Annotated in this window: 25 protein-coding genes; 10 read left to right on the top strand and 15 right to left on the bottom strand. The window is 68.3% G+C overall.

Translation table 11 applies throughout. The annotated features are described in order from the left end of the window. Positions 1 to 64: 64 nt before the first annotated feature. A complete protein-coding gene (locus IEY60_RS20965; RefSeq protein WP_189030837.1) occupies positions 65 to 961 on the bottom strand; it encodes a phenylalanine 4-monooxygenase in 897 nt (298 codons plus the stop codon). A 257-nt stretch (positions 962 to 1,218) separates the two neighbouring features. Between IEY60_RS20965 and IEY60_RS20970 the strand changes: the two genes are divergently transcribed. Both IEY60_RS20970 and IEY60_RS20975 read left to right on the top strand, forming a co-directional pair. Next, on the top strand, positions 1,219 to 1,437 hold the full coding sequence (locus tag IEY60_RS20970; RefSeq protein ID WP_189030839.1) for a type II toxin-antitoxin system VapB family antitoxin: 219 nt from the start codon (positions 1,219 to 1,221) through the stop codon (positions 1,435 to 1,437). Between the two features lie 66 nt (positions 1,438 to 1,503). Further along, positions 1,504 to 2,172, top strand: a complete 669-nt coding sequence (locus IEY60_RS20975; protein WP_189030841.1) for a JAB domain-containing protein — start codon at positions 1,504 to 1,506, stop codon at positions 2,170 to 2,172. 3 nt (positions 2,173 to 2,175) lie between these two features. Here the strand turns inward: IEY60_RS20975 and IEY60_RS20980 are convergent, their stop codons facing one another. From IEY60_RS20980 to IEY60_RS20990, 3 genes are all read right to left on the bottom strand, one after another. Continuing rightward, positions 2,176 to 3,345: a DUF1444 domain-containing protein gene (locus tag IEY60_RS20980; RefSeq protein WP_189030843.1), complete on the bottom strand. Its 1,170-nt coding sequence runs from the start codon at positions 3,343 to 3,345 to the stop codon at positions 2,176 to 2,178. A 79-nt stretch (positions 3,346 to 3,424) separates the two neighbouring features. Beyond that, positions 3,425 to 4,141 (bottom strand): TetR/AcrR family transcriptional regulator, encoded by a 717-nt coding sequence (locus IEY60_RS20985; RefSeq protein ID WP_189030845.1) that lies wholly within the window; start codon positions 4,139 to 4,141, stop codon positions 3,425 to 3,427. 28 nt (positions 4,142 to 4,169) lie between these two features. Further along, complete coding sequence (locus IEY60_RS20990) at positions 4,170 to 5,399, bottom strand: cytochrome P450 (protein ID WP_189030847.1); 1,230 nt, start codon at positions 5,397 to 5,399, stop codon at positions 4,170 to 4,172. Positions 5,400 to 5,579: 180 nt separating this feature from the next. Between IEY60_RS20990 and IEY60_RS20995 the strand changes: the two genes are divergently transcribed. Then, positions 5,580 to 6,470 carry a fructosamine kinase family protein gene (locus IEY60_RS20995; RefSeq protein ID WP_189030849.1) on the top strand — a complete coding sequence of 297 codons (891 nt, stop codon included), beginning with the start codon at positions 5,580 to 5,582 and terminating at the stop codon, positions 6,468 to 6,470. Positions 6,471 to 6,534: 64 nt separating this feature from the next. Here the strand turns inward: IEY60_RS20995 and IEY60_RS21000 are convergent, their stop codons facing one another. The 4 genes from IEY60_RS21000 to sdhC are packed head-to-tail and all read right to left on the bottom strand — an operon-like array spanning position 6,535 to position 9,931. Further along, on the bottom strand, positions 6,535 to 7,305 hold the full coding sequence (locus IEY60_RS21000; protein ID WP_189030851.1) for a succinate dehydrogenase iron-sulfur subunit: 771 nt from the start codon (positions 7,303 to 7,305) through the stop codon (positions 6,535 to 6,537). Further along, entirely contained in the window at positions 7,305 to 9,074 is a 1,770-nt protein-coding gene (gene sdhA / locus IEY60_RS21005; RefSeq protein WP_229739999.1) for a succinate dehydrogenase flavoprotein subunit, read from the bottom strand. The genes IEY60_RS21000 and sdhA overlap by 1 nt, the downstream gene beginning before the upstream one ends. A 16-nt stretch (positions 9,075 to 9,090) precedes the next feature. Then, complete coding sequence (locus tag IEY60_RS21010) at positions 9,091 to 9,525, bottom strand: succinate dehydrogenase hydrophobic membrane anchor subunit (RefSeq protein ID WP_189030853.1); 435 nt, start codon at positions 9,523 to 9,525, stop codon at positions 9,091 to 9,093. Position 9,526: 1 nt separating this feature from the next. After that, entirely contained in the window at positions 9,527 to 9,931 is a 405-nt protein-coding gene (sdhC, locus tag IEY60_RS21015) for a succinate dehydrogenase, cytochrome b556 subunit (RefSeq protein ID WP_189030855.1), read from the bottom strand. Positions 9,932 to 10,221: 290 nt separating this feature from the next. On the opposite strand from sdhC, the gene IEY60_RS21020 reads away from it, so the two are divergent. From IEY60_RS21020 to IEY60_RS21030, 3 genes are all read left to right on the top strand, one after another. After that, positions 10,222 to 10,635: a cytidine deaminase gene (locus tag IEY60_RS21020; RefSeq protein WP_189030857.1), complete on the top strand. Its 414-nt coding sequence runs from the start codon at positions 10,222 to 10,224 to the stop codon at positions 10,633 to 10,635. A gap of 19 nt (positions 10,636 to 10,654) precedes the next feature. After that, complete coding sequence (locus IEY60_RS21025; protein WP_229740000.1) at positions 10,655 to 12,043, top strand: thymidine phosphorylase; 1,389 nt, start codon at positions 10,655 to 10,657, stop codon at positions 12,041 to 12,043. 160 nt (positions 12,044 to 12,203) lie between these two features. Beyond that, a complete protein-coding gene (locus IEY60_RS21030; protein WP_189030860.1) occupies positions 12,204 to 13,301 on the top strand; it encodes an adenosine deaminase in 1,098 nt (365 codons plus the stop codon). A gap of 69 nt (positions 13,302 to 13,370) precedes the next feature. Here the strand turns inward: IEY60_RS21030 and IEY60_RS21035 are convergent, their stop codons facing one another. The 5 genes from IEY60_RS21035 to IEY60_RS21055 are packed head-to-tail and all read right to left on the bottom strand — an operon-like array spanning position 13,371 to position 16,795. Next, positions 13,371 to 14,612, bottom strand: a complete 1,242-nt coding sequence (locus tag IEY60_RS21035; protein WP_189030862.1) for a SatS C-terminal domain-containing protein — start codon at positions 14,610 to 14,612, stop codon at positions 13,371 to 13,373. A 20-nt stretch (positions 14,613 to 14,632) separates the two neighbouring features. Continuing rightward, positions 14,633 to 14,986, bottom strand: a complete 354-nt coding sequence (locus IEY60_RS21040; RefSeq protein WP_229740001.1) for a YbaB/EbfC family nucleoid-associated protein — start codon at positions 14,984 to 14,986, stop codon at positions 14,633 to 14,635. Then, positions 14,983 to 15,336 (bottom strand): hypothetical protein, encoded by a 354-nt coding sequence (locus tag IEY60_RS21045; protein ID WP_189030864.1) that lies wholly within the window; start codon positions 15,334 to 15,336, stop codon positions 14,983 to 14,985. Before IEY60_RS21045 ends, IEY60_RS21040 begins: the two co-directional genes overlap by 4 nt. Beyond that, a complete protein-coding gene (locus tag IEY60_RS21050) occupies positions 15,333 to 16,469 on the bottom strand; it encodes a C40 family peptidase (protein WP_189030866.1) in 1,137 nt (378 codons plus the stop codon). The genes IEY60_RS21045 and IEY60_RS21050 overlap by 4 nt, the downstream gene beginning before the upstream one ends. Further along, positions 16,466 to 16,795 carry a hypothetical protein gene (locus tag IEY60_RS21055; protein ID WP_189030868.1) on the bottom strand — a complete coding sequence of 110 codons (330 nt, stop codon included), beginning with the start codon at positions 16,793 to 16,795 and terminating at the stop codon, positions 16,466 to 16,468. The genes IEY60_RS21050 and IEY60_RS21055 overlap by 4 nt, the downstream gene beginning before the upstream one ends. Before the next feature lie 144 nt (positions 16,796 to 16,939). Between IEY60_RS21055 and upp the strand changes: the two genes are divergently transcribed. Continuing rightward, positions 16,940 to 17,563: a uracil phosphoribosyltransferase gene (gene upp, locus IEY60_RS21060; RefSeq protein ID WP_189030870.1), complete on the top strand. Its 624-nt coding sequence runs from the start codon at positions 16,940 to 16,942 to the stop codon at positions 17,561 to 17,563. A gap of 4 nt (positions 17,564 to 17,567) precedes the next feature. Here upp and IEY60_RS21065 read toward each other — a convergent pair whose 3' ends face one another. Further along, a complete protein-coding gene (locus tag IEY60_RS21065; protein ID WP_189030872.1) occupies positions 17,568 to 19,070 on the bottom strand; it encodes a phospho-sugar mutase in 1,503 nt (500 codons plus the stop codon). Then, entirely contained in the window at positions 19,071 to 19,850 is a 780-nt protein-coding gene (locus tag IEY60_RS21070; RefSeq protein ID WP_189030874.1) for a purine-nucleoside phosphorylase, read from the bottom strand. Between the two features lie 116 nt (positions 19,851 to 19,966). Between IEY60_RS21070 and IEY60_RS21075 the strand changes: the two genes are divergently transcribed. The 3 genes from IEY60_RS21075 to IEY60_RS21085 all read left to right on the top strand — a co-directional run bounded on the left by IEY60_RS21075 (position 19,967) and on the right by IEY60_RS21085 (position 23,216). Further along, entirely contained in the window at positions 19,967 to 20,668 is a 702-nt protein-coding gene (locus IEY60_RS21075; RefSeq protein WP_189030876.1) for an enoyl-CoA hydratase-related protein, read from the top strand. A gap of 47 nt (positions 20,669 to 20,715) precedes the next feature. Next, positions 20,716 to 21,918 (top strand): M20 family metallopeptidase, encoded by a 1,203-nt coding sequence (locus IEY60_RS21080; protein ID WP_189030878.1) that lies wholly within the window; start codon positions 20,716 to 20,718, stop codon positions 21,916 to 21,918. Positions 21,919 to 22,043: 125 nt separating this feature from the next. Further along, positions 22,044 to 23,216 (top strand): M20 family metallopeptidase, encoded by a 1,173-nt coding sequence (locus tag IEY60_RS21085; RefSeq protein ID WP_189031372.1) that lies wholly within the window; start codon positions 22,044 to 22,046, stop codon positions 23,214 to 23,216. The last annotated feature ends 107 nt before the right edge of the window (positions 23,217 to 23,323 follow it).

A 23,323-nucleotide genomic window follows, 5' to 3' on the forward strand; every position in this document is an offset into this window, starting at 1 on the left:
GATCTCAGTAGATGAGAACGGGAGAATGCTGAACTGTGTTCTGTAACAACGTTTTCGAATGGAGCTATGCCACCGGGTGCGGGCGGTGCCCGAGCCTGGCCGGTGTCTCGTCGTCCATGGTCGCGAAGAATTCGCCGAGCACATCGACGATCTGATTCACCGACTCCGCGCAGAACAACACCGGCTGGTAGTGGGTGATGTCGTACTCGATGGTGCCCATTTCGGCGACGTCGAGCGGACGTAGCCGGGCGTGTCGGAATTCGTCGATCTCACCGTAGGAGGACAGCAATCCGGCGCCGTAACAGCGGATCTCGGCACCCTCGCGGACAACGCCGAACTCGAGCGAGAACCAGAACACGTCGGCCAGGAATTTGAGGGCGGTCTGGGTCTGCAATCGGCCGACCGCCGCGCCGACCGTCTCGTACAGCGCGGCGAAGCGCGGGCTCGCGATCTGGTTGGCGTGGCCGATGATCTCGTGGATCGCGTCGGGTTCGGGGGTGTACAGCGGCGCCGAGTGGTGGCGGATGTACTGGGTCGAGTGGAAGGTGCGCTCGGCGAAGGACCCGAAGAACTCGCGCAGCGGCACCAGGCCGGCTGCAGGCACGTAGCTGAAGCCGGTGAGCGGTCCGAGCAGGCTGGAGACCTCGTCGAGCTGCGGGATGTGATCACGTGGAAGGGCCAGCCTCGCCGCTGCCTCGCGCACTTCGCCGCATGCGTAGATCTCGTGCTTGCGGGCCAGCTCCGCCGAGGCGATCCGCCAGACTTCCTGTTCCTCGTCGGTGTAGTCGACGTGCGGTATCGGGCTGCCCTTGGTGTAGTCGAGTGCCATCGCGGCGATGGCGTTGCGCCGCGCGCGGTAGACCTCGTCGTTGACGCCGGGGTGATCCGAGCTCAGGTGCACGGTGACATCGCCGTCGCGCTCGCGCGTCACCGGCGAATACAGCTGTGCCTCGGAGAACATGCCTCAAGGCAAGCACCGCGCCGCCATGGCGACAACAACGACGCGCACAACTGTGCAAACTGCACAGTTCGGATGCCGCTCACCCGCTGATTCCGGCGATCATCAGGGTTTTCTGTGCGCTTGCTGACGGGTGATCGACGCGGCTCCGCACGGTTGCTGTGCGTACTTGCGAACGCGATTATTCGGTAACGACGCGGTGAATCGGCGGACGCGCGCGCCGCGAATAACGCAAGATTGCGACCGACGAAGGAGGACGATTGCGATCCCTGCGGATAGATCTCGATCAGCACCTGCTGGCCGCGGCAGCCGACATCATGGGCACAGCCGACAGCAACGCGACCGTCAACGAGGCGCTACGGCGCATCGTCGTGCACGAGCGCCAGCTTCGCAATCTGGAGCGGCTCATGGCCGATTCGATCTTCAGCGCACCACCGGCCGACTCGGTCGTCGGCGCCGAACCGGTGGCCGAAGGATAGCTGCGCCGCGAATCTGTCGGTACCTGCTGGGATCATCGTCCTCGTCGCCGATCCGCAGGGGGAACGATGTCGGTACCGATCGCGAATCTGCCAGTCACCCAGCGTCCGCGCGAGCGGCTGCTGCTACTCGGCCCGCACGCGCTCAGCGACGGTGAACTGCTCGCGCTGTTGCTCGGGCAGGGCACGCGCGGGCAGTCCGCGCTGGAGCTGGCCGCCCAATTGCTCGGCGAATACCGCGGATTGGCCGAACTCGCCGCGGCGCGACCGGAGGAACTGGCCCGCAGAGCGGGCATCGGGCCCGCCAAAGCGGCAACGGTGATCGCCGCGTTTCACCTCGGCACCCGCTCCCGCACCACCGAATCGGTCCCGCAACTGGCCACCCCCGACGACATCGCCCGCGTCGCGGTTCCCCTGTTCGCCGGTGCCAGAGTCGAACGCCTGCTCGTCCTCATCTGCGACACCCAGAACCGCCTGCGCCACCGCGCCTTCGTCGCCGAAGGCGCCATCGACCATGTGGCGGTTCCCGTCCGCGAAATCCTCAACACCGTCCTGCGCCACGACGGCCGAGCCTTCGCCGTAGTCCACAACCACCCCTCCGGCGACCCGACCCCCAGCCTCGACGACCGCCGCGCCAGCACCCTGCTCACCCGAGCAGCCACCACCGTAGGCCTGCGCTACCTGGACCACCTCGTCATCGCAGGCGAAACCTGGTCCACCGCACCACCTCTGGAGTGAGCCCTACTGTTCGATGTCGGCGGCGACGAGGCGGGCGAGGGCGGTGGGGTCGGGCCAGGTGCGGGCTTCGAAGCGGGTGGGTTCGAGGGTGGGTAGAGGAGTGAGGCCGAGGATTTCCACGACGGTGGGGAAGGGGACGGTGCACAGGAGCTCTACCTCGTCGTTGTCGTCGCGGCGCAGGAAACGGACGACATCGGTTTCGGGGAGCAGGTATTCGACGCCCTCGCCCCAGACGACCGAGGTGAAGGCGCCGTCGGTCGATTCCTCGTAGTTGACGGTGGCCGCGTAGGCGGGGTCGATGTCGAGGTCGGGCAGTTCCAGGAATTCTTCGAAGGTGTTGTTGAGGTAGTCGGTCTGGATGCTGTATTCGGTCGCGGCCAGGCCTGCCCGGGCCCGCAGCGCCAGCGGCATCGACGGGTGCTCGCCCGCCTCGTCGAAGGGGACGACGGCGCCGTCCTCGTTCACGGTGTAGCCCTGCGGCGAGACCGGGCGGGCGGCGTCGCGGTACTGCTGCTCCACCATCTCGAACACCTCGACCAGCAGTTCGGGATCGTCGGGAACGACCAGCAGCGAATCGTTTTCGGCGATGAAGGCGACCGGCCGGAACTGTCCGCCCGCGTATCCGGCCAGCCAACCGGGCACCAGCAGCCACGAGGCGAAATAGGCGTCGGGGTCACCGAGAAAGCGCACGATCTGGAGTTCATCGGGCGAGCCGGGCTTGGCCAGCGCCGCCAGGTTGGTTCGCGCCTCGGCGAAGACCTGCTCGGCGGTGACGCCCCACGTCGCGACCTGATCGGCGGAGACGAACGACCGGGTCCGCGGCAGGTCGACGACGACCACCTCGTCCACGAACGGGAACGCCGCGCGATGCAGCGGCCGGGGCAGATCCTGGCCGAGTGTCACCGGACGCAGCACCGAGCGCAGCAGCGGGCGCGCCGAATCCCAATCCTCGGGCACCTCGTGCGAACTGGTCATCGCGGCGACGAACGTGGTGATCCGGTCTTCGCGCTCCTCGGGCTCCAGGCCCTCGCACTCGCGAAAGATGTTGCCCAGATACATGACCCGGCCATCGCTGTGGTGCACGCTGAAGTCGTCGGCGGAGTATTCGGCATCGCCGACCCCGTGCGCCCGCACGCTCGCCATCACCGTCTGCACGAACTGCTCGCGCTCCATCGCCAGTCACTCCCCGTCCCTGTCGGTTACCGCTTCGATCTTGGCCCACCGCACCGACAGAGTCGAGACGTAGCAGACCTCAGCCGGCGAAACCGGTGGTGCGGGCCAGGTCGGCGAGCATGGCGTCGAACATGATCTCCGGGTCGGCCAGCGGGATGGGGTAGTTCCCGAAGACCTCGAGGGTGACATGACCGAACAGCCGGGCCCAGATCTGCACCATCAGGTACGTGACGCCGAGGTCCAGCTTCTCGGCCGGGAACTTCTGCCCGGACTCCGAGAGCATCGCGAGCAGTTCGGTCTGGAAACCGATGAGGTCGTCGCGGAGTTCGGCCGGAATGGTCTCGCCCGGCGGGGTCGCGATCTCGAAACCGGCCAGCAGCCTGCCCGCCGCGGCGAGGAAGATCCGGCCGAAGGGTTCGTCGAAGCGGCGCATCATCGACCGGCCCGAGGTGGGCGAGGCGAACACCAGGGTGAATTCCCTCGGATTCGCCAGCGCCCACCGCCGGAAGCCGCGGCAGATGGCCAGGAACTGCACCGCGCCGTCATCGGGCAGCGGCTCGATCTCGGCCGAGAGGTATTCGGCCAGATCGGCGCAGAACTCGACCCGCATCCGCTCGATCAACTCGTCGCGCGAGGCGTAGTGCCGGTACAGCGCGGGCGCGGTGACCCCGAGTTCGCGGGCGATCGCCCGCAGGGTGACCGCGTCCGGACCCTGCTCGGCCAGCAGCGCCCGCGAGACCCGCCGGATATCGGCATCGGTCACCAGCGGCGCACGGCCTCGCGTCTTGCCCGTCACCCGGCCACCCCCTCGATCACGTCTCGGTTCAAGCGTATTCGACTTCCCAGCGCTTGATGCCGTTGAGCCAGCCGCTGCGCAGCCGCACCGGATCGGCGACCTGGCGCAGGTTCGGCATCGCGTCGGCGATGGCATTGAACATCAGATCGATCTCGAGGCGGGCGAGATTGGCGCCGACACAGTAGTGCGTGCCGGTGCCGCCGAAGCCGACGTGCGGGTTGGGGTTGCGCAGAACGTCGAACTCGAAGGGGTTGGCGAAGGCCTCCTCGTCGAAATTGGCCGAGCTGTAGAACAAGCCGATCCGCTGGCCCTTCTTGATCTGCTGACCGCCGAGTTCCAGATCGCGGGTGGCGGTGCGCTGGAACGCGGTCACCGGCGTCGCCCAGCGCACGATCTCGTCCGGGGCGGTGCGCGGGCGCTGCTCCTTGTAGAGCTCCCACTGGTCGGGGTTGTCGACGAAGGCCTTCATGCCGTGGGTGATCGAGTTGCGGGTGGTCTCGTTGCCTGCGACCGCGAGCAGGATGACGAAGAACGCGAACTCGTCCGAGCCGAGATGCTCGCCGTCGACATCGGCGTTGACCAGCTGGGTGACGATGTCGGAGGCGGGACACCCGCGCCGTTGCTCGGCCATGTTCCAGGCGTAGCCCATCACCTCGGCCGTCGCGGTGTGGTGGTTGCCCTCGAACTCCGGATCGTCGTAGGAGATCATCTGATTGGTCCAGTCGAACAGCTTCATCCGGTCTTCCTGCGGCACGCCGATCAGCTCGGCGATGGCCTGCAGCGGCAGTTCGCACGCGACCTGCTCGACGAAGTCACCCCGCCCGGTCTTCTTGGCCTCCCACACGATCCGCTCGGCCCGCTCGGTGAGCGCCGCCCGCAGATTCTCCACCGCGCGCGGGGTGAATCCCTTGGACACGATCCGGCGGATCTTGGTGTGCTGCGGCGGATCCAGATTCAGCATCAGCATGTTGCCGAGCATGTCGATCTGCTCGCGCGTGGTCTCCTCGTTGAACCGGATGATGGCGGTGTTCTCGTGCGAGGAGAAGTCGTCGGGATTCTTCGAGATCTCCTTGATGTCGGCCAGCTTGGACACCACCCAGTAGCCACCGTCGTCGAACCCGCTGGCCCGGTCCGGCTGCGCGCACCACCAGACCGGCGCCGTCCGCCGCAACTCGGCGAACTCCTCGATCGGCAATCGGGTCGCCAGCAGGTCGGGGTCGGTGAAATCGAATCCTGCCGGGATATTCGGGCTGATCACGGGTGTCTCCTCCGGTCCGTCACGCCGCTCTCGCGGGTGATGTAGAACACGTTCCGAGTCCATGAGACCATGCCGACGCAGTTTATGAACAGCGTTTAGTAATACCTGTTTACAAAGAGTGGTCACGGCATTCGGGCGGTTCGCCGACCGCGATCGCCGCCGGATGGGCAAGATGGCCGCGTGGACCTGCCGTTTCTGCGAGCGAACCCGCATCTGCTGCCGACCTTCCTCGCGCATCAGCGCTTGCGAACGACGCCTGTCTCGGGTGGATCGATCTGTGTCGCCGAGCGGATCGTGCTCGACGACGGGACGCAGCTGTTTCTCAAGACCTGGCCCGGTGGCGTTTCCGCCGCACCGACGGCTGAGTCCACGGCTGCGCCCGCCGGTCTCTTCGCGGCCGAAGCGGAGGGTTTGCGCTGGCTGCGTGAGGCACGCGGGGTCGCGGTGCCCGAGGTCTACGCGGTCACCGAAGAACTCCTGCTGATGGAGTGGATCGACCACGCCGAACCGAGTCGCGCGGCCGCCGAACGATTCGGCGCGGCCCTGGCGCATACCCACCGAGCGGGCGCCCCGGCCTTCGGCGCCCCCACCGACGGCTTCCTCGGCGGCCTACCCCTGGACAACACCCCCGGCGACGACTGGCCGATCTGGTATCGCGAGCACCGCATCCTGCCGTACCTGAAACTCGCCGTCGACGCGGGCGCCCTCGACCCCGCCGATGCCACCACCGTCGAATCGATCCACATCGAAGCCCCACCCGAACCCCCGTCCCGCATCCACGGCGACCTGTGGCCCGGCAACATCCTCTGGGGCCCCGCCGACACCCCCTGGCTGATCGACCCCGCCACCCACGGCGGCCACCGCGAAACCGACCTCGCCACCCTCACCCTCTTCGGCGCCGCCTCCCACTTCCCCCGAATCATCGCCGCCTACAACGACATCCACCCCCTCTCACCCGACTGGCAATCCCGCATCCCCCTCCACAACCTCACCCTCCTGTTGGCCCACGCCATCCTCTTCGGCCGCCCCTACCGCTCCGCCGTCCTCGACGCCGCGGCGCACTACCGGTAGGCGGAAACGGCGAAGGCCGCCTTCATCTTTCGATGAAGGCGGCCTTCGGGGGACCGGGGGAAGGTCAGCGGGTGAAGAGCAGGGCCCGCTTGACTTCCTGGATGGCCTTGGTGACCTCGATGCCGCGGGGGCACGCGTCGGTGCAGTTGAAGGTGGTGCGGCAGCGCCACACGCCTTCGACGTCGTTGAGGATGTCGAGGCGCTCGCGGGCGGCTTCGTCGCGGCTGTCGAAGATGAAGCGGTGGGCGTTCACGATCGCGGCCGGGCCGAAGTAGCTGCCGTCGCTCCAGTACACGGGGCAGGAGGTGGTGCAGCAGGCGCACAGGATGCACTTGGTGGTGTCGTCGAAGCGGGCGCGGTCGTGCTGGGACTGGATGCGCTCGCGGGTCGGCTCGTTACCCGAGGTGATCAGATACGGCTTGACGGCACGGAAGGCGTCGAAGAACGGCTCCATGTCGACGACGAGGTCCTTCTCCACCGGCAGGCCGCGGATCGGCTCGACGGTCATGGTGAGGGTCTTGTCGCCCTTGGGCAGCATGTCCTTCATCAGCACCTTGCAGGCCAGCCGGTTCACGCCGTTGATCCGCATCGCGTCCGAACCGCACACACCGTGGGCGCAGGAGCGCCGGAAGGTGAGGGTGCCGTCCAGGTAGGACTTGATGTAGATCAGCACGTTGAGGAAGCGGTCGGTCGGCAGGACCGGCACCTGGAACGAGTCCCAGTACGCGCCCTTGTCGTTCTCGGTGCTGAACCGGGCCACCTTGACGGTGACCATGACCGAGCCCTCGGGAACGGGCGCCGGCTTCTGCGTGGTGGGTTCGGCTACAGCAGTCATCAGTACTTACGCTCCATCGGCTCGTAGCGGGTCTGCACCACCGGCTTGAAGTCGAGGCGGATCTCGGAGATGAGCTCCGGGCCCTCCTTGTACGCCATGGTGTGCCGCATGAAGTTCACGTCGTCGCGATCCGGGTAGTCCTCGCGGGCGTGGCCGCCACGCGATTCCTTGCGGTTGAGCGCGCCGACGACGGTGACCTCGGCCAGCTCGAGCAGGAAGCCCAGCTCGACGGCCTCGAGCAGGTCGCTGTTGTAGCGCTTGCCCTTGTCCTGCACCGTGATCCGGGTGTAGCGCTCCTTGAGCGCGTGGATATCGGTGAGGGCCTGCTTGAGGGTGTCCTCGGTGCGGAACACGGCGGCGTTCATGTCCATCGTGTACTGCAGTTCGGTGCGGATGTCGGCCACGCGCTCGTTGCCGTGGTCGGACAGGATCAGCGACAGCCAGTCCTGCACCATCTGCGCCGGGTTCTCCGGCATCTCGACGAACTCGGTGCGCTGGGCGTACTCGGCGGCCGCGATGCCGGCGCGACGGCCGAACACGTTGATGTCGAGCAGCGAGTTGGTGCCCAGACGGTTCGCGCCGTGCACGGAGACGCAGGCGCACTCACCGGCGGCGTAGAGGCCGGGGACCACGTCGGTGTTGTTGCGCAGCACCTCGCCACGGATGCGGGTGGGGATACCGCCCATCACGTAGTGGCAGGTCGGCATGACCGGCACGAGCTCCTTGACCGGGTCGACGCCCAGGTAGGTGCGCGCGAACTCGGTGATGTCGGGCAGCTTCTCCTCGAGCACGTCCTCGCCGAGGTGGGTCACGTCGATGTAGACGTAGTCCTTGTTCGGCCCGGCGCCACGGCCCTCGAGCACCTCGAGCACCATCGAGCGGGCGACGATGTCACGCGGCGCGAGGTCCTTGATGGTGGGGGCGTAGCGCTCCATGAAGCGCTCACCGGAGGCGTTGCGCAGGATGCCACCCTCACCACGCACAGCCTCGGAGATGAGGATGCCCAGGCCCGCGAGGCCTGTCGGGTGGAACTGGTGGAACTCCATGTCCTCGAGCGGCAGGCCCTTGCGGAACACGATCGCCATGCCGTCACCGGTCAGCGTGTGCGCGTTCGAGGTGGTCTTGTACATGCGGCCCGAGCCGCCGGTGGCGAACACGATCGACTTCGCGTGGAAGACGTGGATCTCGCCGGTGGCCAGCTCGTAGGCGACGACGCCGGTGGCGACGGGGCCACGCTCGGTGTCGGTCATCACCAGATCGAGCACGTAGAACTCGTTGTAGAACTCGACGTCGTGCTTGACGCAGTTCTGGTAGAGCGTCTGCAGGATCATGTGACCGGTGCGGTCGGCGGCATAACACGCGCGACGCACGGGCGCCTTGCCGTGGTCACGGGTGTGGCCACCGAAGCGACGCTGGTCGATCTTGCCCTCGGGCGTGCGGTTGAACGGCAGGCCCATCTTCTCCAGGTCCATGACCGCGTCGATGGCCTCTTTGGCCATGATCTCCGCGGCGTCCTGGTCGACCAGGTAGTCACCACCCTTGACGGTGTCGAAGGTGTGCCATTCCCAGTTGTCTTCTTCGACGTTGGCCAGCGCGGCGCACATGCCACCCTGGGCAGCGCCGGTGTGGCTGCGCGTCGGGTACAGCTTGGTCAGGACCGCGGTGCGAGCCCGGGGGCCTGCTTCGATTGCCGCGCGCATACCCGCGCCACCGGCGCCGACGATGACGACGTCGTAGCGATGCTCCTGAATCGGACGGGATTCACTCATGCGAGGTGGCCTGTTCCTAACCGGTGATGTTGGGGTCGAAGGTGAAGATGACGTACGTGCCGACGCTCACGATCAGGATCATCGAGACCACGAGGATGGTCTTGAGCCAGAACCGGGTGGAGTCCTTGCGGGAGTAGTCATCGATGATGGTGCGCAGACCGTTGCCGCCGTGCAGCTGCGCCAGCCACAGCATGGACAGGTCCCAGAACTGCCAGAACGGGCTGGACCAGCGTCCGGCCACGAACGCGAAGTTCAGGCGGTTCACGCCACCGTCGATCATCAGCATGATGAACATGTGGCCGAGGACCAGGATGATCAGCAGCAGGCCCGACAGACGCATGAACAGCCATGCGTACTTCTCGAAGTTGCTGTTCGACTTGGCCCGGGGGGAGCGGGGCGCGTCGAGGCTGGCCGGGCGATCGTAGGACTTGCCGAGGATAGGTGCAGACATATCAGTGCTCCGTCAGCAGGTAGAAGAACTGGCGGCCGACGCCTGCGGCGGAGACCAGAACCCAGATGGCCAGCACGATCCACAGCATCTGCTTCTGGAAGCGCGGACCCTGCGACCAGAAGTCGACCAGGATGACCCGGACGCCGTTGAGCGCGTGGAACAGGACGGCGACGACCAGGCCCATCTCCATCAACGCGACCACGGGGTTCTTGTAGATGGCGATCGAGTGGTCGTAGGTGTCGGGGTTTACCCGAACCAGTGCTGTGTCCAGCACGTGCACGAAGAGGAAGAAGAAGAGCGTGACACCGGTGATCCGGTGCAGCGCCCACGACCACATGCCGGGGTCGCCGCGGTACAGGCTCTTCCGCTTCGGCTGGGCCGGAGCCGGAGCTTCTATCGTGGTCATAGAGTGCGGTGCCTCCAACGTCGTTGATGGACCCGGTCACAGATCCGACGCCGGCATGCGTGGAGAGGCAAATGCCCAGGTGGCTGCGCTGTGTTCTCGAGCGCTGGCCCGCCGCCGGGAACCTGAACCGATCTTCGGCTGACTCTAATCCTCTCTGTTTCGCGGAACTAATTCGGCGTGCCGTGCGTTGCGTGCGAATCAGCCGAGTTAGGTTTACCTTTCTCCTTGCCGGATACTGGTGCGGAGGCCTGATTGCCGACGCGTTCGGCGGGATCGGCTGGAGGTTCGCGATGCCCGAAATCGACTGGAATACCTTGCACGACAAGGCAATTCACGCTATGGGGCTGGCGTATGCGCCGTACTCGGGTTTCCCGGTCGGTGCGGCAGCTCTCACGACGTCCGGTCGAATTGTGAGCGGTTGCAATGTGGAAAATGTCTCATATGGGCTAACCCTGTGTGCCGAATGTGTACTCGTCGGTAACTTATTCGCGACCGGTGGCGGGCGTCTCATCGCGGTCTCGGTGACCGATTCCCGAGGGGAAATCCTCATGCCGTGTGGGCGGTGCCGGCAGCTGTTGTTCGAGCACGGCGGGGGCGAGTTGCTCGTCGCTCATGCCGAGGGACCGAAGCCGTTGAGAGAGCTGTTGCCGTACGCGTTCGGTCCGGACGATCTGACGGCCGGTCGGACTGGCAATGGCCCGTAACCACTGATTTAGTGGGCACATGGGTAACTCGTCGGGGACGAACGAACGCTCCACCCACTTGCCGCCGGCCGCCGACGGGAGTCCGTCCGCGCTGAAGTCTGGCCCGAAGTCGCGGAGAGGCGGTAACAGCCACAGCGCGGTATCGGTCATCAGGGTCAAGCGCGACGGCGGGGAACTGTCCGACGCACAGATCGACTGGGTGGTGGACGGGTTCACCCGGGGGATAGTCGCCGACGAGCAGATGTCGGCGCTGGCCATGGCGATTCTCTGGCGCGGGATGACCCGGCGCGAGACCGCCCGCTGGACCGCGGCGATGATCGGCTCCGGTAGCCGGATGGACTTCACCGACCTGCCCAGGCCCACCGTCGACAAGCATTCGACCGGCGGCGTCGGCGACAAGATCACCCTGCCGCTGGCCCCGCTGGTGGCGGCCTGTGGCGCGGCGGTGCCCCAGCTGTCGGGCCGCGGCCTCGGCCACACCGGCGGCACGCTGGACAAACTCGAGTCGATCCCGGGCTGGCAGGCCGATGTCAGCGTGCCGCGGATGCGCGAGATCCTGGCCGACCCGGCGATCGGCGCCGTGGTCTGCGCGGCGGGCGCGGATCTGGCTCCGGCCGACAAGCGGCTCTACGCGCTGCGCGACGTCACGGGCACCGTCGAGTCGATTCCGCTGATCGCCAGCTCGATCATGAGCAAGAAGATCGCCGAGGGCACGGCGGCGCTGGTCCTGGACGTGAAGGTCGGGTCGGGCGCGTTCCTCAAGACCCTCGACGGCGCGCGGGAACTGGCGTCCGCGATGGTCGAGCTGGGCCGCGACGCGGGCGTGAACACGGTCGCGCTGCTCACCGCGATGGACACCCCGCTCGGCCGGACCGCGGGCAACGCGCTCGAAGTCGCCGAGTCGGTGGAGGTGCTCGCGGGTGGCGGACCGGCCGACGTGGTCGAACTGACCCTCACCCTCGCCCGCGAGATGGTCGCCCAGGCCGGGCTGGACGTCGACCCCGCCGACGTCCTCGCCGACGGCAGGGCCATGGACCACTGGCGCGCGATGATCCAGGCGCAGGGCGGCGACCCGGACGCGCCGCTGCCGCAGGCGCGGCACACCGAGATCGTCCGGGCCGAGTCGAGCGGCATCCTCACCCGGCTCGACGCCATGGGTGTCGGCGTCGCCGCCTGGCGGCTCGGCGCGGGCCGCGCCCGCCAGGGCGAACAGGTACAGGCGGGCGCGGGGATCGAGATGCACGCCAAGCCGGGCGATGTCGTGGTCGCCGGTCAGCCGCTGCTCACCCTGCACACCGATACGCCGGAAGCCTTCGACGGCGCGGTGGCCGAGCTCGCGGACGCGGTGACTGTCGAAGCGAGCGCCGAAGGGAAGCAGGGCGAGCTGGTCCTCGGCCGGATCGGCTGAGGCGAGCGTGGGCCGGCTGGCGCTGGAGCGCCGCCGTCGAGGCCGCGCGGGTGCACTGCGCATGGCCCGCAATAGTCCGTTGCAGGTCGGATAATCAACGAGACGGTTGCCACGGGGCGAGTTCGCTGCCGGGATCGGCGAGTGCCGCTACCGTCTAAACATGACTGGACCGGCGCCCCTTGACCTTGCTTCGATCCGACGCGCACCGAAGGCTTTGCTGCACGATCACCTCGACGGTGGTCTGCGGCCCGAGACGGTGCTCGAGCTCGCCGCCGACTGCGGCTACGACGAATTACCCGCTTCCGACGCGGCGAGTTTGGGGGCGTGGTTTCGCGACGCCGCCGACAGTGGATCGCTCGAGCGGTATCTCGAAACCTTCGACCACACGGTTGCCGTGATGCAGACCCCGGAGGGGCTGCGGCGGGTGGCGCGCGAGTGCGCGATCGACCTCGCTGCCGACGGTGTGGTCTATGCCGAGGTGCGGTTCGCCCCCGAGCAGCATCTGGAGAAGGGTCTCACTCTCGACGAGGTCGTCGAGCACACCATCGAGGGTTTCCGTGAGGGTGAGGCGATCGCCGCCGAGCAGGGCAACATCATCCGGGTGACGTGTCTGCTCACGGCGATGCGGCACGCGGCCAGGTCGAGGGAGATCGCCGAGCTGACGGTGCGGTTCCGGGACCGCGGGGTCGGCGGCTTCGACATCGCGGGCGCCGAGGCGGGCTTCCCGCCCACCCGGCACCTCGACGCCTTCGAGTATCTGCGAGCCAACCACGCGCACTTCACGATTCACGCGGGTGAGGCCTTCGGCCTGCCCTCCATTCATGAGGCGCTCGCGTTCTGCGGCTGTGATCGGCTCGGCCACGGCGTGCGCATCACCGATGACATCACCGTGCCCGGCAATATCGAGGACGCCCAGCTCGGCCTGGTCGCCAACTATGTGCGCGACATGCGCATCCCGCTGGAGCTGTGTCCGTCGTCGAATGTGCAGACCGGCGCGGTGCCCTCGCTGGACAAGCATCCGTTCGACCTGCTCGCCCGGCTGCGCTTCCGGGTCACCGTCAACACCGACAACCGGCTGATGAGCGACACCACCATGAGCGAGGAGATGCTCAAACTGGTCGTCACCTTCGGCTACGGCTGGAGCGATCTGGAGCGGTTCACGATCAATGCCATGAAGTCGGCGTTCATCCCGTTCCCCGACCGTCTCAAGATCATCGACGAGGTGATCAAGCCGGGCTACGCGGTCCTGCTCGGATGATGGTGTAGCACGCTGAAACGACGCCGGGGTGGCACCACGACGGTGCCACCCCGGCTTGCTGTTTCCGCGCTACTCGCTGACGAGCCGCGCCTCGAACGCGCGCTGCAGGTCACGGAACTGCTGGGCCTCGGCGGCGAACGGCGGGTTGGGCGCCATCCGGTTCGGGTCGGGGTTGAGCAGGTAGGAGACGTACCAGCCGAGCGGAGTCGACGGTGCCAGCGCCTGTTCCACGCTGTCGTCGTCGGCGTAGTCGGCGGCATCGCTGAACAGTTCGACGGCCAGGTCGAGCTGTTCGACGTCGACCGCTTCCGGGCCCTCGGCCAGATCGTCGACCAGACCGGTGAGCACGTAGACGTTCTCGTCGGTCACCTCGACCTCGAGCGAACCGTCGACCGCCGCGGTCTGCACCTCGGCGAAGGTGGAGACGCGGGCGAGCTCGTGCTCGTGATCGTCGGCCAGGTAGCGGGCCAGCGCGCGCTCGGAACCGAACACGGTGATGGTGCGGCCGTTGCCCAGGAAGATCGGCTCGTCGTCGAGGTAGCAGCGCAGGGTGTACTGCTCGCCGTCGGAGGTGACGATCTTGACCGGGTCGATGCCGACCTCGTGCCAGAACGACTCGTCCTCGTCTTCGTCGTCCTCGGCGTCGAGGTCGACGGGCTCGAACTCCTCGTCCTCCTCGGCGACGTCGTCGGCGTCGACCACGTTCTCCTCGGCGGCCAGCAGCTCGGCCTCGGCGACGGCGACCGCGGCCGCGTCGACGTCGGGCGTGCTGACGACGCTGTCGATCGCGTCGAGCACGTCGTCCCAGCCCTTGACGATCGCGGCGCCGACCTGATCCCACAGCTCCTCGCCGTCGCGGCCCGCGAACGTGTTCGCCCCGCTGGCCAGCGCGCCGAGGATCGGGTTGGACCCGAAGAACTTGGTCACCACATCGAGCTCGCACACCTCGCCGATGTTGCGCACCATCGCCAGGGTGTCCTCGAGCTCGCCGACGACATCGACGTCCGGATCACCGGCGGCGAGCTCGGGCACGGCGACCAGATCGAAGCTGAAGTTCTCCTCCGGCTCCAGTTCCGCCGCCGAGAGCCCGGCGATGATCGCCCAGGCGGGGTGGTCGACGAGGTCGTTGTCGGTGTTGGTGCGGATGAACGCCGCCAGCTCCGCAACGGACTCGAAACCGTAGAGGTCGTCCTCGTGACCGAGGAACGCCTCCCACTCGTCGTCACCGTCGCGCCAGCGCGGTGCCCACAGGGTGACGAGATCGCCATCGGTCAGACCGAGCTCGATCGGGACGATGTCTCCAGAAGCCATGACGCGAAGCCTATCGAGCTTCAGCGCCGGGCACTATCCGGCCCGGGTGCTAATTGCTCAGACCCCGTCGGCGCGGACCCGGTGAGCGATTCGTTCAGTGTCGCAATGATGTTGGAACGTGCCGCGCCGGCGCTCTCGGTGGCCTGTTTGCACGCCGTCAGGATCAGCTGCGCGGCCTCGCTGGGCGCCAGTGCCGTGATCCCCTCGTCCAGGGTCAGCGCGACCAGCGCGCCGTCGCTGTTCACCTCGGCGGTGACCAGTCCGTCCTCGGTGGTGAATCGCCCGTTGACCTGCTTCAACCCGTACAGCGCCGCCTCCAGCGCCTCGAGCTTGCCGGTGACACCGGCGACCAGGGCATCCATTTCCGCACTCACAGTGGCCTCATCCAACTCGTCTGACCGGTGTCGGCGTCGTCGATGCGATCGAGCTCGTCGACCGCCTGGCGCCGGGTGGGCAGGTTCATCCGGTCCAGCAGCTGGTCGGGGATCTGCGCCTGTTCGCTGTAGATCTCGCGCAGCCGGGCCGCGGCGGCGATGGTCGAGCGCCGGGTCAGGCGCAGGATCTCATCGGCGAGCGCCTGCGCACCGTACTGGTATTCGCTGCGTTCGAATTTGATCGCGATCGGCAGGCCCATGCTGGTCGCGCGGACCGAGATCGTGCCCGACCGGTTGGTGCTGACCGCGGACTCCACATTGGGAACCTCGGGGATCGGCGTGCCGGTCATGCGGTAGGCCTGTAGAAGCCGTAGAACTCCATGCCACTGTTCTCCGTTCGGATGGAACTGATCGAGACCGGATCGCCTGCCTCGACGAGCTGCCCGTTGCCGACCACCATGGCGACGTGACCGTCCCACACGGCCAGATCGCCCGGCATCAGGTCACCGGGGGATACCTGAGGATGTCCGATGTGCTGTTCCTGCGCGAGCCGCGGCAGCTCGACCCCGGCCTCGCCGTAGGCGTACTTGGTGAGCCCGCTGCAGTCGATGCCGGAGCCGGGGCTGTTGCCGCCCCACACGTACGGGGTGCCGACCGCGCTGATCGCGGAGCGGACGGCGGTCGCCGCTTCCTCGTTGGGCGCTTCGACCGTGCTGCCGTCGGGCAGGGTGATCTTGACGCCGGTCCCGTCGGACCCCGTCGACGAGCCGGACGAAGACCCCGACCCCGTCGAGGTCTTGCCGCCGTTGTTGGTTGTGCCGTTGGTCGCCGACTTCGAGCCGCTCGACGTGCTGCTCAGCGCGCTCGACAAGCCGGACGAGACCGCGCTGAGCACCGAGCCGCCGGTGCCCGAGAGCAGGCTCGAGGCCGACGACGCGAGGTTGCTGGCGCCGGAGGAGGCGCTCGCCAGCGAGGTGCTCGACGGGGCGGGGGTGAGTTCCTGGATCGACGCGGTCTGGGTGCTCAGTTCGTCCTGCACCCGGCTGACGACGCCGAGGCCCTGACCGATGTGGTCGATCGCCGAGCTCACCACGGCGGCCAGGCCGACGGGGGTGCCGAGGGTGGGACTGAGCGCGGACACATCGCTGAGGAAGGAGTTCACGACGGCGTCGAGATCCTTCTGTCCGGTCTCCACGTAGGCCGCGGCCTGATCGAGCACCGTCGCCATCTCGTTGCCGGTGTCGGACAGGGTGGCCGAGGAGGTCTGCACGCGCAGCGCCTTGGAGGTGGCGGCGTCGACCGCCATGCCGTCCCACGCGGTGTTCACGTTGTTGATGGCGTTGCGGCCGAGCTCGTAGATCTGGTCGAGATTGGTCGAGGTCGAGCGCAGGCCGTCGGACGCGCCGCCGGTGCCGAGCACGCCGGTGCCGAAGCTGGACAGCAGGTCGAGCAGTGGCTGGGTCAATCCGCTGAGGTCGATCATGCCTCGGCACCGATGTCGCCGGCGGCCGACGTGAGCGGGGCCGCGTTGCCGAGGTCGGTGTCGACGAGGGTAGTGGCCGCGCTCGCGGTGGCCACGCCCATGCTCGCCATGACCGCTGAGAGTTGGCCGATCGCGGCCACATGGCCCGCGTGCGCGGCCGCGTAGGCGGTGACGAAATCGCCGCCGATCAAGCCCATGATCGGGCCGAGGAGGGTGGGATCGGAGGCGACCGAACCAGCTGCCGCCGTTGCCAAGTCGGTGGCCATGACCTCGGCGGTCGCGCTATAGGCGACGATACCTTCGGCATCGGCCGACATCTTTCGCATCGAACTTCCCCCAATCCTCGAGTTCCCGGGCAGAGTATGTCACTCACTTGCTTCGACGCACCGGGGCCGCATTCGGTTCCAACGACCGCAAAAAATATCCCCAGCAGTCGTACCCGGAGCGCCTGGCGACCCTATCGTTTTTTCATGCGCACCGACACCGTCGACCATCCGCTCGCCGCGACCCTGCTGAGCATCATGCGGGACGTCCGCACCGACAACGCTGCCTTCCGCACCGCATTGCGCGACCTCACCGGCATTCTCATGTACGAGGCGCTGCGCGACGCGCCGGTGGTGCGTGCGCCGATCGACACGCCGGTGGCGGTCACCGAGGGCGTCCGCCTCGCCGCCCCGCCGCTGCTCGTTCCGGTGCTGCGGGCCGGCCTCGGCATGGTCTATGCCGCCGCCGAACTCGTGCCACAGGCCAGGGTCGGCTTCGTCGGCATCGCCCGCGACGAACAGACCCATCAGCCGGTGCCGTACCTGGAATCGCTGCCCGCCGACCTGACCGGCCTGCCCGTCTTCGTCCTCGACCCGATGCTCGCCACCGGCGGCTCGATGCGCTACACCCTCGAACTCCTGGTCGCCCGCGGTGCCACCGACATCACCGCGGTCTGCGTCGTCTCCGCCCCCGAAGGTGTTGCCGCCCTGGCCGACTCGGGTCTGCCGGTCCGCCTGGTCACCGCCACCATCGACGAGAAACTCAACGAGAACGCCTACATCGTCCCCGGCCTCGGCGACGCGGGCGACCGCCAGTTCGGGCCACGCTGAGTTCTCAGCGGTCGCCGAGAGACCTGCAGTAGGTGGCCAGCTCGGCGAGGCGATCGGCGGCCGTGGCGCGTGCCTGCGGGAGGGCGGCGGCGTCGGGCACCGGGGCGAAGACTTCGAGGTAGCACTTGAGTTTCGGTTCGGTGCCCGACGGGCGGACGACGATGCGGAAATCGTCGGCGTCGAAGATCAGGGCGTCGGTGCGCATGCGGCCGCGAACCTGGGCCTGGTCGGTGAATTTGACCGGGGTGCCTGCGATCTCGCTGGGCGGGTCGGCGCGCAGGGTGGCGGCGAGGGCGCTCGCTGCCACCTGGTCGGGGAGGCGCAGGGACACCTGGTCGCCGGAATGCAGGCCGAATTCGACTGCGTAGGAGTCGAGTTCGTCTTGCAGGGTGCGGCCGTGCGCCGCGAGCAGGGCGACCAGGTCGGCGGCCGAGACGGCCGCGGAGATGCCGTCCTTGTCGCGCACCGTGGCGGGGTCGACGCAGTGGCCGATGGCTTCCTCGTAGGCGTAGACGAGTCCTTCGCCCGCTCTGGCCAGCCATTTGAAGCCGGTGAGGGTCTCGGCGTAGCGGGCCGAGCGGGCCGCGGCCAGCTTCGCGAGCAGGCGGGAGGAGACGATGGTGGTGGCGACCAGGGGGTCGGCGGTGGCGGTGCGCAGGACGTAATCGGCCAGCAGGACACCGGTTTCGTCGCCGCGCAGCATGCGCCAGCCGTGCGGGCCGGGGATGCCGACGGCACAGCGGTCGGCATCGGGGTCGAGGGCGATCGCGAGATCGGCGTCGACTCGCGCGGCGAGCGCCAGCAGCAGGTCGGCGGCCCCGGGCTCCTCGGGGTTCGGGAACGCGACGGTGGGGAAGTCGGGGTCGGGAGCGAACTGCTCGTCGACGACGTGCACGTCGGTGAACCCGGCCGCGGCCAGCGCCCGCACCGCGAGCTCGCCGCCGACACCGTGCAGCGGGGTCAGCGCGATCCGCACCGGGGCCCGCTCGCCCGCGCCGCCGAGGACGCCGGGCAGCTCGGCGACCCGCGCGAGGTAGCGGTCGACCAGTTCCGCGCCGGAAGGGGAAACGGATTCCCGCGCAACAGGTTCGGCGACCGCGTCGATGCACTGCTCGATCTCGGTGTCGGCGGGCGCGATGAGCTGGGAGCCGCCGTCGAGGTACACCTTGTAACCGTTGTCGGCGGGCGGATTGTGCGAGGCGGTGATCTGCACCCCGGCAACCGCGCCCAGCTGCCGGACGGCGAAGGCCACCACCGGCGTGGGCACCGGCTCGGGCAGCAGCGTCACCGGAAAGCCTGCCGCCGTGAAGATCTCGGCGGTCGCGGTCGCGAACTCGGCCGACCCGTGCCTGGCGTCACGCCCGACGACGACCACGCCGCCACCGAGGCACCGCTCGCGCAGCCAGGCCGCGACACCGGCCGTCGCCCGCGACACCGTGGTCACATTCATGCCGTCCGGGCCGTCACGCAGCGGTCCGCGCAGGCCCGCCGTCCCGAAGCGCAGCATCTACACGCGCTCCAGGATCCCGCGCAGCAGCTTGCCGAGGCGCGGCGCGGCGGCCTGGCCCTCGGCGAGCACCTCCGCGTGCGACAGATGCTGCCCGGTGACCCCGGCCGCGAGATTGGTGACCAGCGAGATGCCGAGCACCCTGGCGCCACGCGAGCGCGCCTCGATCGCCTCGAGCACCGTCGACATGCCGACCAGATCGGCGCCGATCGTGGCCAGCATGCGGATCTCGGCGGGCGTCTCGTACTGCGGACCGGTCAGGCCCGCGTAGACGCCCTCGGTCAGGCTCGGGTCGATCTCCCTGGCCAGGGCGCGCAGTTGCGGGTCCCAGGCGTCGACCAGGTCGACGAATCGGGCGCCCTCCAGCGGCGTGCGCGCGGTGAGGTTGAGGTGGTCGGCGATGAGCACCGGCTCACCGACCTGCAGGCCGGGCCTGATCCCGCCCGCGGCATTGGTGAGCAGCACGATCTCGGCGCCGGCCGCGATCGCCGCCGTCACCGGGTGCACCACCTGCTGGGGCGTGTAGCCCTCGTACAGATGCTGACGACCCATCAGCAGCAACACGGTGTTGTCGTTCACCGACACCGAATGGACCATCCCGCCGTGGCCCTGCGCGCTGGGCTTACCGAAGCCGGGTAACTCCGGCATCGCGATCGAGGCATGCGGCGCGCCGATCTCGGCCGCTGCCTCCTGCCACCCCGATCCCAGCACCACGGCCACGCGATGACGCGGCACTCCCGTACGTTCGGCAATCGCCTGAGCGGCCTGTTCGGCAAGCATGGGGCGAGTGTATGTCGTCGGAGCGCAGGCGCGCCCTCCACGAGGTCGGGAGTACGGGAAGCGCCGGTGCGTACCCGCCAGTAGGTATCGCCGAACTGCGGATTATTCTTCCCCGCATGCCGTATTTGGAGCGCTCCGGTGATGTGTTCGTCCTCTACCTCGGGAACGAGGGTGAGACCGACAACGAGAACCGTTTCTCGCCGGACTGGATCGATGCCTTCCACGCCGCACTCGACGAGGTCGAGGCGTCCGAGGGTGCCGCCGCGCTGGTCACCGTCGCGACCGGCAAGTTCTACAGCAACGGCCTCGACACCGACTGGGTGTTCGGCAACCTCGACAAGATCCACGGTTACCTGGACCGCGTGCACACCCTGTACACCCGGCTGCTGACCTTCCCGATGCCGACGGTCGCGGCGATCAACGGCCACGCGTTCGGCGCGGGCGCGATGCTGGCCTCGTCCCACGACTTCCGGGTGATGCGCGGCGATCGCGGCTTCTGGTCGCTGCCCGAGGTGCACCTGGGCATGCCCTTCACCATCGGCATGAACGCCCTGCTGAAGGGCCGTCTGAGCAACCAGGTGTGTGTGCAGGCCATGACCACCGGCCACCGCTTCGCCGCCGACGAGGCGATCGCCGCGGGCATCGCCGACGCCAAGGCCGACGCCGACGAGGTGCTGTCCGCCGCCATCGCGCGCGCGGCCGCCTTGACGAGCCTGCGCAAGCCGATCACCCCGATCATCAAGACCGCGCTGCACGCCGAGACCCTCGCCGCGCTGGCCACCCCCGTCACCCCGGAGAACCTCCCCTTCGGCAACTGACCGCTCGCCGGTGCGCCGGTGCCACCCCGGAATGCAAGACTGGGGGTATGGCACTCTCGCGCACCGGCGAATTCTCGGCCACCGCCTCCGATGCCGCGATCGACGCGGCATCGGCGGAGCTGATCGCCCTCTCGCACGCGATCCATGCCGAACCGGAGCTCGCGTTCGCCGAGACGCGCAGCGTCGCCAAGATCCTCGCGCCGCTGGCCGAGCGAGGTTTCGACATCACCACCGGCATCGCGGGCCTGCCGACGGCGTTTCGCGCCGTCTACGGCAGCGGCCCGCTGACCGTCGGTATCTGCGCCGAATACGACGCCCTGCCCGAGATCGGGCACGCCTGCGGGCACAACATCATCGCCGCGTCCGCGGTCGGCGCCGCGGTCGGACTCGCCGAAGTCGCCGACCAGCTGGGCTTGACCGTCGTCGTCCTCGGCACGCCGGCGGAGGAGAGCGGCGGCGGCAAGGTGCTGATGCTCGACGCGGGCGCCTTCGACGATCTCGCGATGGCGATGATGGTCCACCCCGGCCCCGCCGACATCGTCGGCGCCCGCTCGCTGGCACTGGCCGACCTGTCGATCGTCTTCCACGGCCGTGAGGCCCACGCCAGCGCCGCGCCCGAGCTCGGCCGCAACGCGGGCGACGCGGTGACCCTGACCCAGGTTGCCGTCGGCTTGCTACGGCAGCATTTGCGCCCTGGCCAGCAACTCCACGGTATAGTCGCTGACGGTGGCGTAGCCCCCAACATCGTGCCCGGACGAGCGGAGTTGCTGTACTACCTCCGCGCGGCCGATTCCGCGTCACTCGACGACCTGATGCGACGAGCGAAAGCGTGTTTCGAAGCGGGCGCCCTGGCAACCGGCTGCACCCACGACATACGGACGCTCGCGCCCACCTATACCGAGCTCACCCCCGATCCGGTTCTTTCGGCTGTCTACCGCGCGCAGATCACCGGATTGGGCAGGGTGCCGATCGCGCCCGAGCTCGAGGTGCTGCGGCCGCTCGGGAGCACCGACATGGGCAACGTCACCAATGTGATCCCCGGTATCCACCCGGTGATCGGCATCGATGCCGGTGGCGCGGTGACCCATCAGCCGGACTTCGCCGCGGCCGCGGTGAACGCCTCGGCGGATCGGGCGGTACTCGACGGCGCGCTGGCGCTGGCGCGTACCGCTGTCGCAATAGCACGCGATGAAGTACACAGAGACAGGTTGTTGCAACGGCTGGTCGACCGACAGGAGGACATTCGGTGAGCATTTCCGGCTATTCGGGCACCGCGCGCGCAGGCGCCGAGGCGCTATCGGTGGGCGTGGGCGCCCACTCGATGATGCGTGAGAACGCGGCGTGTCCGACCATGCCGGACACCGGACGAATCGACATGTCAGGAACCGAGATCGTCGACGCGTGGCTGGCCGAGCACACGGCCGACCTCGTGCAATGGCGCAGGCACATCCACGCGAACCCCGAACTGTCGCGCGCGGAGTTCGCCACCACCGAGTTCGTCACGGGCTGGCTGAGCAAGGCCGGGCTGACCTGGCAGGTGCTGCCCGGCGGCACCGGCCTGATCTGCGACCTCGGCCCGTCCGACGGTCCGCGGATCGCCCTGCGCGCCGACATGGACGCGCTGCCCATGCAGGAATTCACCGGCCTGAGCTTCGCCTCGTCCGTGCCGGGTGTCTCGCACGCCTGCGGGCACGACGCGCACACCACGGTGCTGCTCGGCGCCGGGCTCGCGCTCGCCGAGGCGCAGGACACGCTGCCGGTCGGCGTGCGGCTGGTGTTCCAGCCCGCCGAGGAGGTGATGCCGGGTGGCGCGATCGACGTCGTCGCCGCGGGCGCGATGGAGGGTGTCGACCGGATCTTCGCGCTGCACTGCGATCCGCGGCTCGAGGTCGGCAAGGTCGGCCTGCGGATCGGCGCGATCACCTCGGCCGCCGACACGGTCGAGCTGGTGCTCGACTCGCCCGGCGGGCACACCTCGCGCCCGCATCTGACCAGCGATCTGGTCTACGCGATCGGCACCGTGATCACCGGCCTGCCCGGCCTGCTGAGCCGCCGGGTCGATCCACGCACCAGCACCGTGATGGTGTGGGGCGCGGTGAGCGCGGGCAAGGCGCCCAACGCCATCCCGCAGACCGGCATGCTCACCGGCACCGTCCGCACCGGCGACCACGCCACCTGGCTACTGCTGGAACCCCTGGTCCGCGAGATCGTCGACGGCCTGCTCGCCCCGACCGGCGTGCGCTATCAACTCAACTACAAGCGCGGCGTCCCGCCGGTGGTCAACGACCCGGCCTCGACCCTGATGTTCGAGAACGCCGTCCTGGCGATGGGCCCCGACGCATTGGCCGACACGCCGCAGTCCGGCGGCGGCGAGGACTTCTCCTGGTACCTGGAGGAAGTCCCCGGCGCCATGGGCCGCCTCGGCGTCTGGTCGGGCACCGGCGACCAGCTCGACCTGCACCAGCCCACGTTCGACATCGACGAACGCGCCCTGGCGGTGGGTGTGCGAACCCTGACGAACATCGTTCTCCAAACAAAGCAGCACTGAAGAACATGGGTAACTCACCGGGTACGAGCTAACCCAGACACCGACCGACCGCCAGCCGCCGACGAATCGTCAGCGGCTGGCGAGTCTGGCCAAATACGCGGAGAGGC

It is taken from the genome of Nocardia rhizosphaerihabitans (genome assembly GCF_014646295.1).
Lineage (GTDB): Bacteria > Actinomycetota > Actinomycetes > Mycobacteriales > Mycobacteriaceae > Nocardia > Nocardia rhizosphaerihabitans.

Excerpts from the sequence above, each read along its gene's own strand:
- IEY60_RS21070 (WP_189030874.1), bottom strand. The coding sequence starts at position 19,850 with ATGCTTGCCGAACAGGCCGCTCAGGCGATTGCCGAACGTACGGGAGTG.
- upp (WP_189030870.1), top strand. The coding sequence starts at position 16,940 with ATGCGCACCGACACCGTCGACCATCCGCTCGCCGCGACCCTGCTGAGC.
- IEY60_RS21025 (WP_229740000.1), top strand. The coding sequence starts at position 10,655 with ATGGGTAACTCGTCGGGGACGAACGAACGCTCCACCCACTTGCCGCCG.
- IEY60_RS21030 (WP_189030860.1), top strand. The coding sequence starts at position 12,204 with ATGACTGGACCGGCGCCCCTTGACCTTGCTTCGATCCGACGCGCACCG.
- IEY60_RS21055 (WP_189030868.1), bottom strand. The coding sequence starts at position 16,795 with ATGCGAAAGATGTCGGCCGATGCCGAAGGTATCGTCGCCTATAGCGCG.
- IEY60_RS21000 (WP_189030851.1), bottom strand. The coding sequence starts at position 7,305 with ATGACTGCTGTAGCCGAACCCACCACGCAGAAGCCGGCGCCCGTTCCC.
- IEY60_RS20980 (WP_189030843.1), bottom strand. The coding sequence starts at position 3,345 with ATGGAGCGCGAGCAGTTCGTGCAGACGGTGATGGCGAGCGTGCGGGCG.
- IEY60_RS21045 (WP_189030864.1), bottom strand. The coding sequence starts at position 15,336 with ATGACCGGCACGCCGATCCCCGAGGTTCCCAATGTGGAGTCCGCGGTC.
- IEY60_RS21020 (WP_189030857.1), top strand. The coding sequence starts at position 10,222 with ATGCCCGAAATCGACTGGAATACCTTGCACGACAAGGCAATTCACGCT.
- sdhC (WP_189030855.1), bottom strand. The coding sequence starts at position 9,931 with ATGACCACGATAGAAGCTCCGGCTCCGGCCCAGCCGAAGCGGAAGAGC.
- IEY60_RS21080 (WP_189030878.1), top strand. The coding sequence starts at position 20,716 with ATGGCACTCTCGCGCACCGGCGAATTCTCGGCCACCGCCTCCGATGCC.
- IEY60_RS21075 (WP_189030876.1), top strand. The coding sequence starts at position 19,967 with ATGCCGTATTTGGAGCGCTCCGGTGATGTGTTCGTCCTCTACCTCGGG.
- IEY60_RS21085 (WP_189031372.1), top strand. The coding sequence starts at position 22,044 with ATGTCAGGAACCGAGATCGTCGACGCGTGGCTGGCCGAGCACACGGCC.
- IEY60_RS21035 (WP_189030862.1), bottom strand. The coding sequence starts at position 14,612 with ATGGCTTCTGGAGACATCGTCCCGATCGAGCTCGGTCTGACCGATGGC.
- IEY60_RS20975 (WP_189030841.1), top strand. The coding sequence starts at position 1,504 with ATGTCGGTACCGATCGCGAATCTGCCAGTCACCCAGCGTCCGCGCGAG.
- IEY60_RS21050 (WP_189030866.1), bottom strand. The coding sequence starts at position 16,469 with ATGATCGACCTCAGCGGATTGACCCAGCCACTGCTCGACCTGCTGTCC.
- IEY60_RS21010 (WP_189030853.1), bottom strand. The coding sequence starts at position 9,525 with ATGTCTGCACCTATCCTCGGCAAGTCCTACGATCGCCCGGCCAGCCTC.
- IEY60_RS20965 (WP_189030837.1), bottom strand. The coding sequence starts at position 961 with ATGTTCTCCGAGGCACAGCTGTATTCGCCGGTGACGCGCGAGCGCGAC.
- sdhA (WP_229739999.1), bottom strand. The coding sequence starts at position 9,074 with ATGAGTGAATCCCGTCCGATTCAGGAGCATCGCTACGACGTCGTCATC.
- IEY60_RS21065 (WP_189030872.1), bottom strand. The coding sequence starts at position 19,070 with ATGCTGCGCTTCGGGACGGCGGGCCTGCGCGGACCGCTGCGTGACGGC.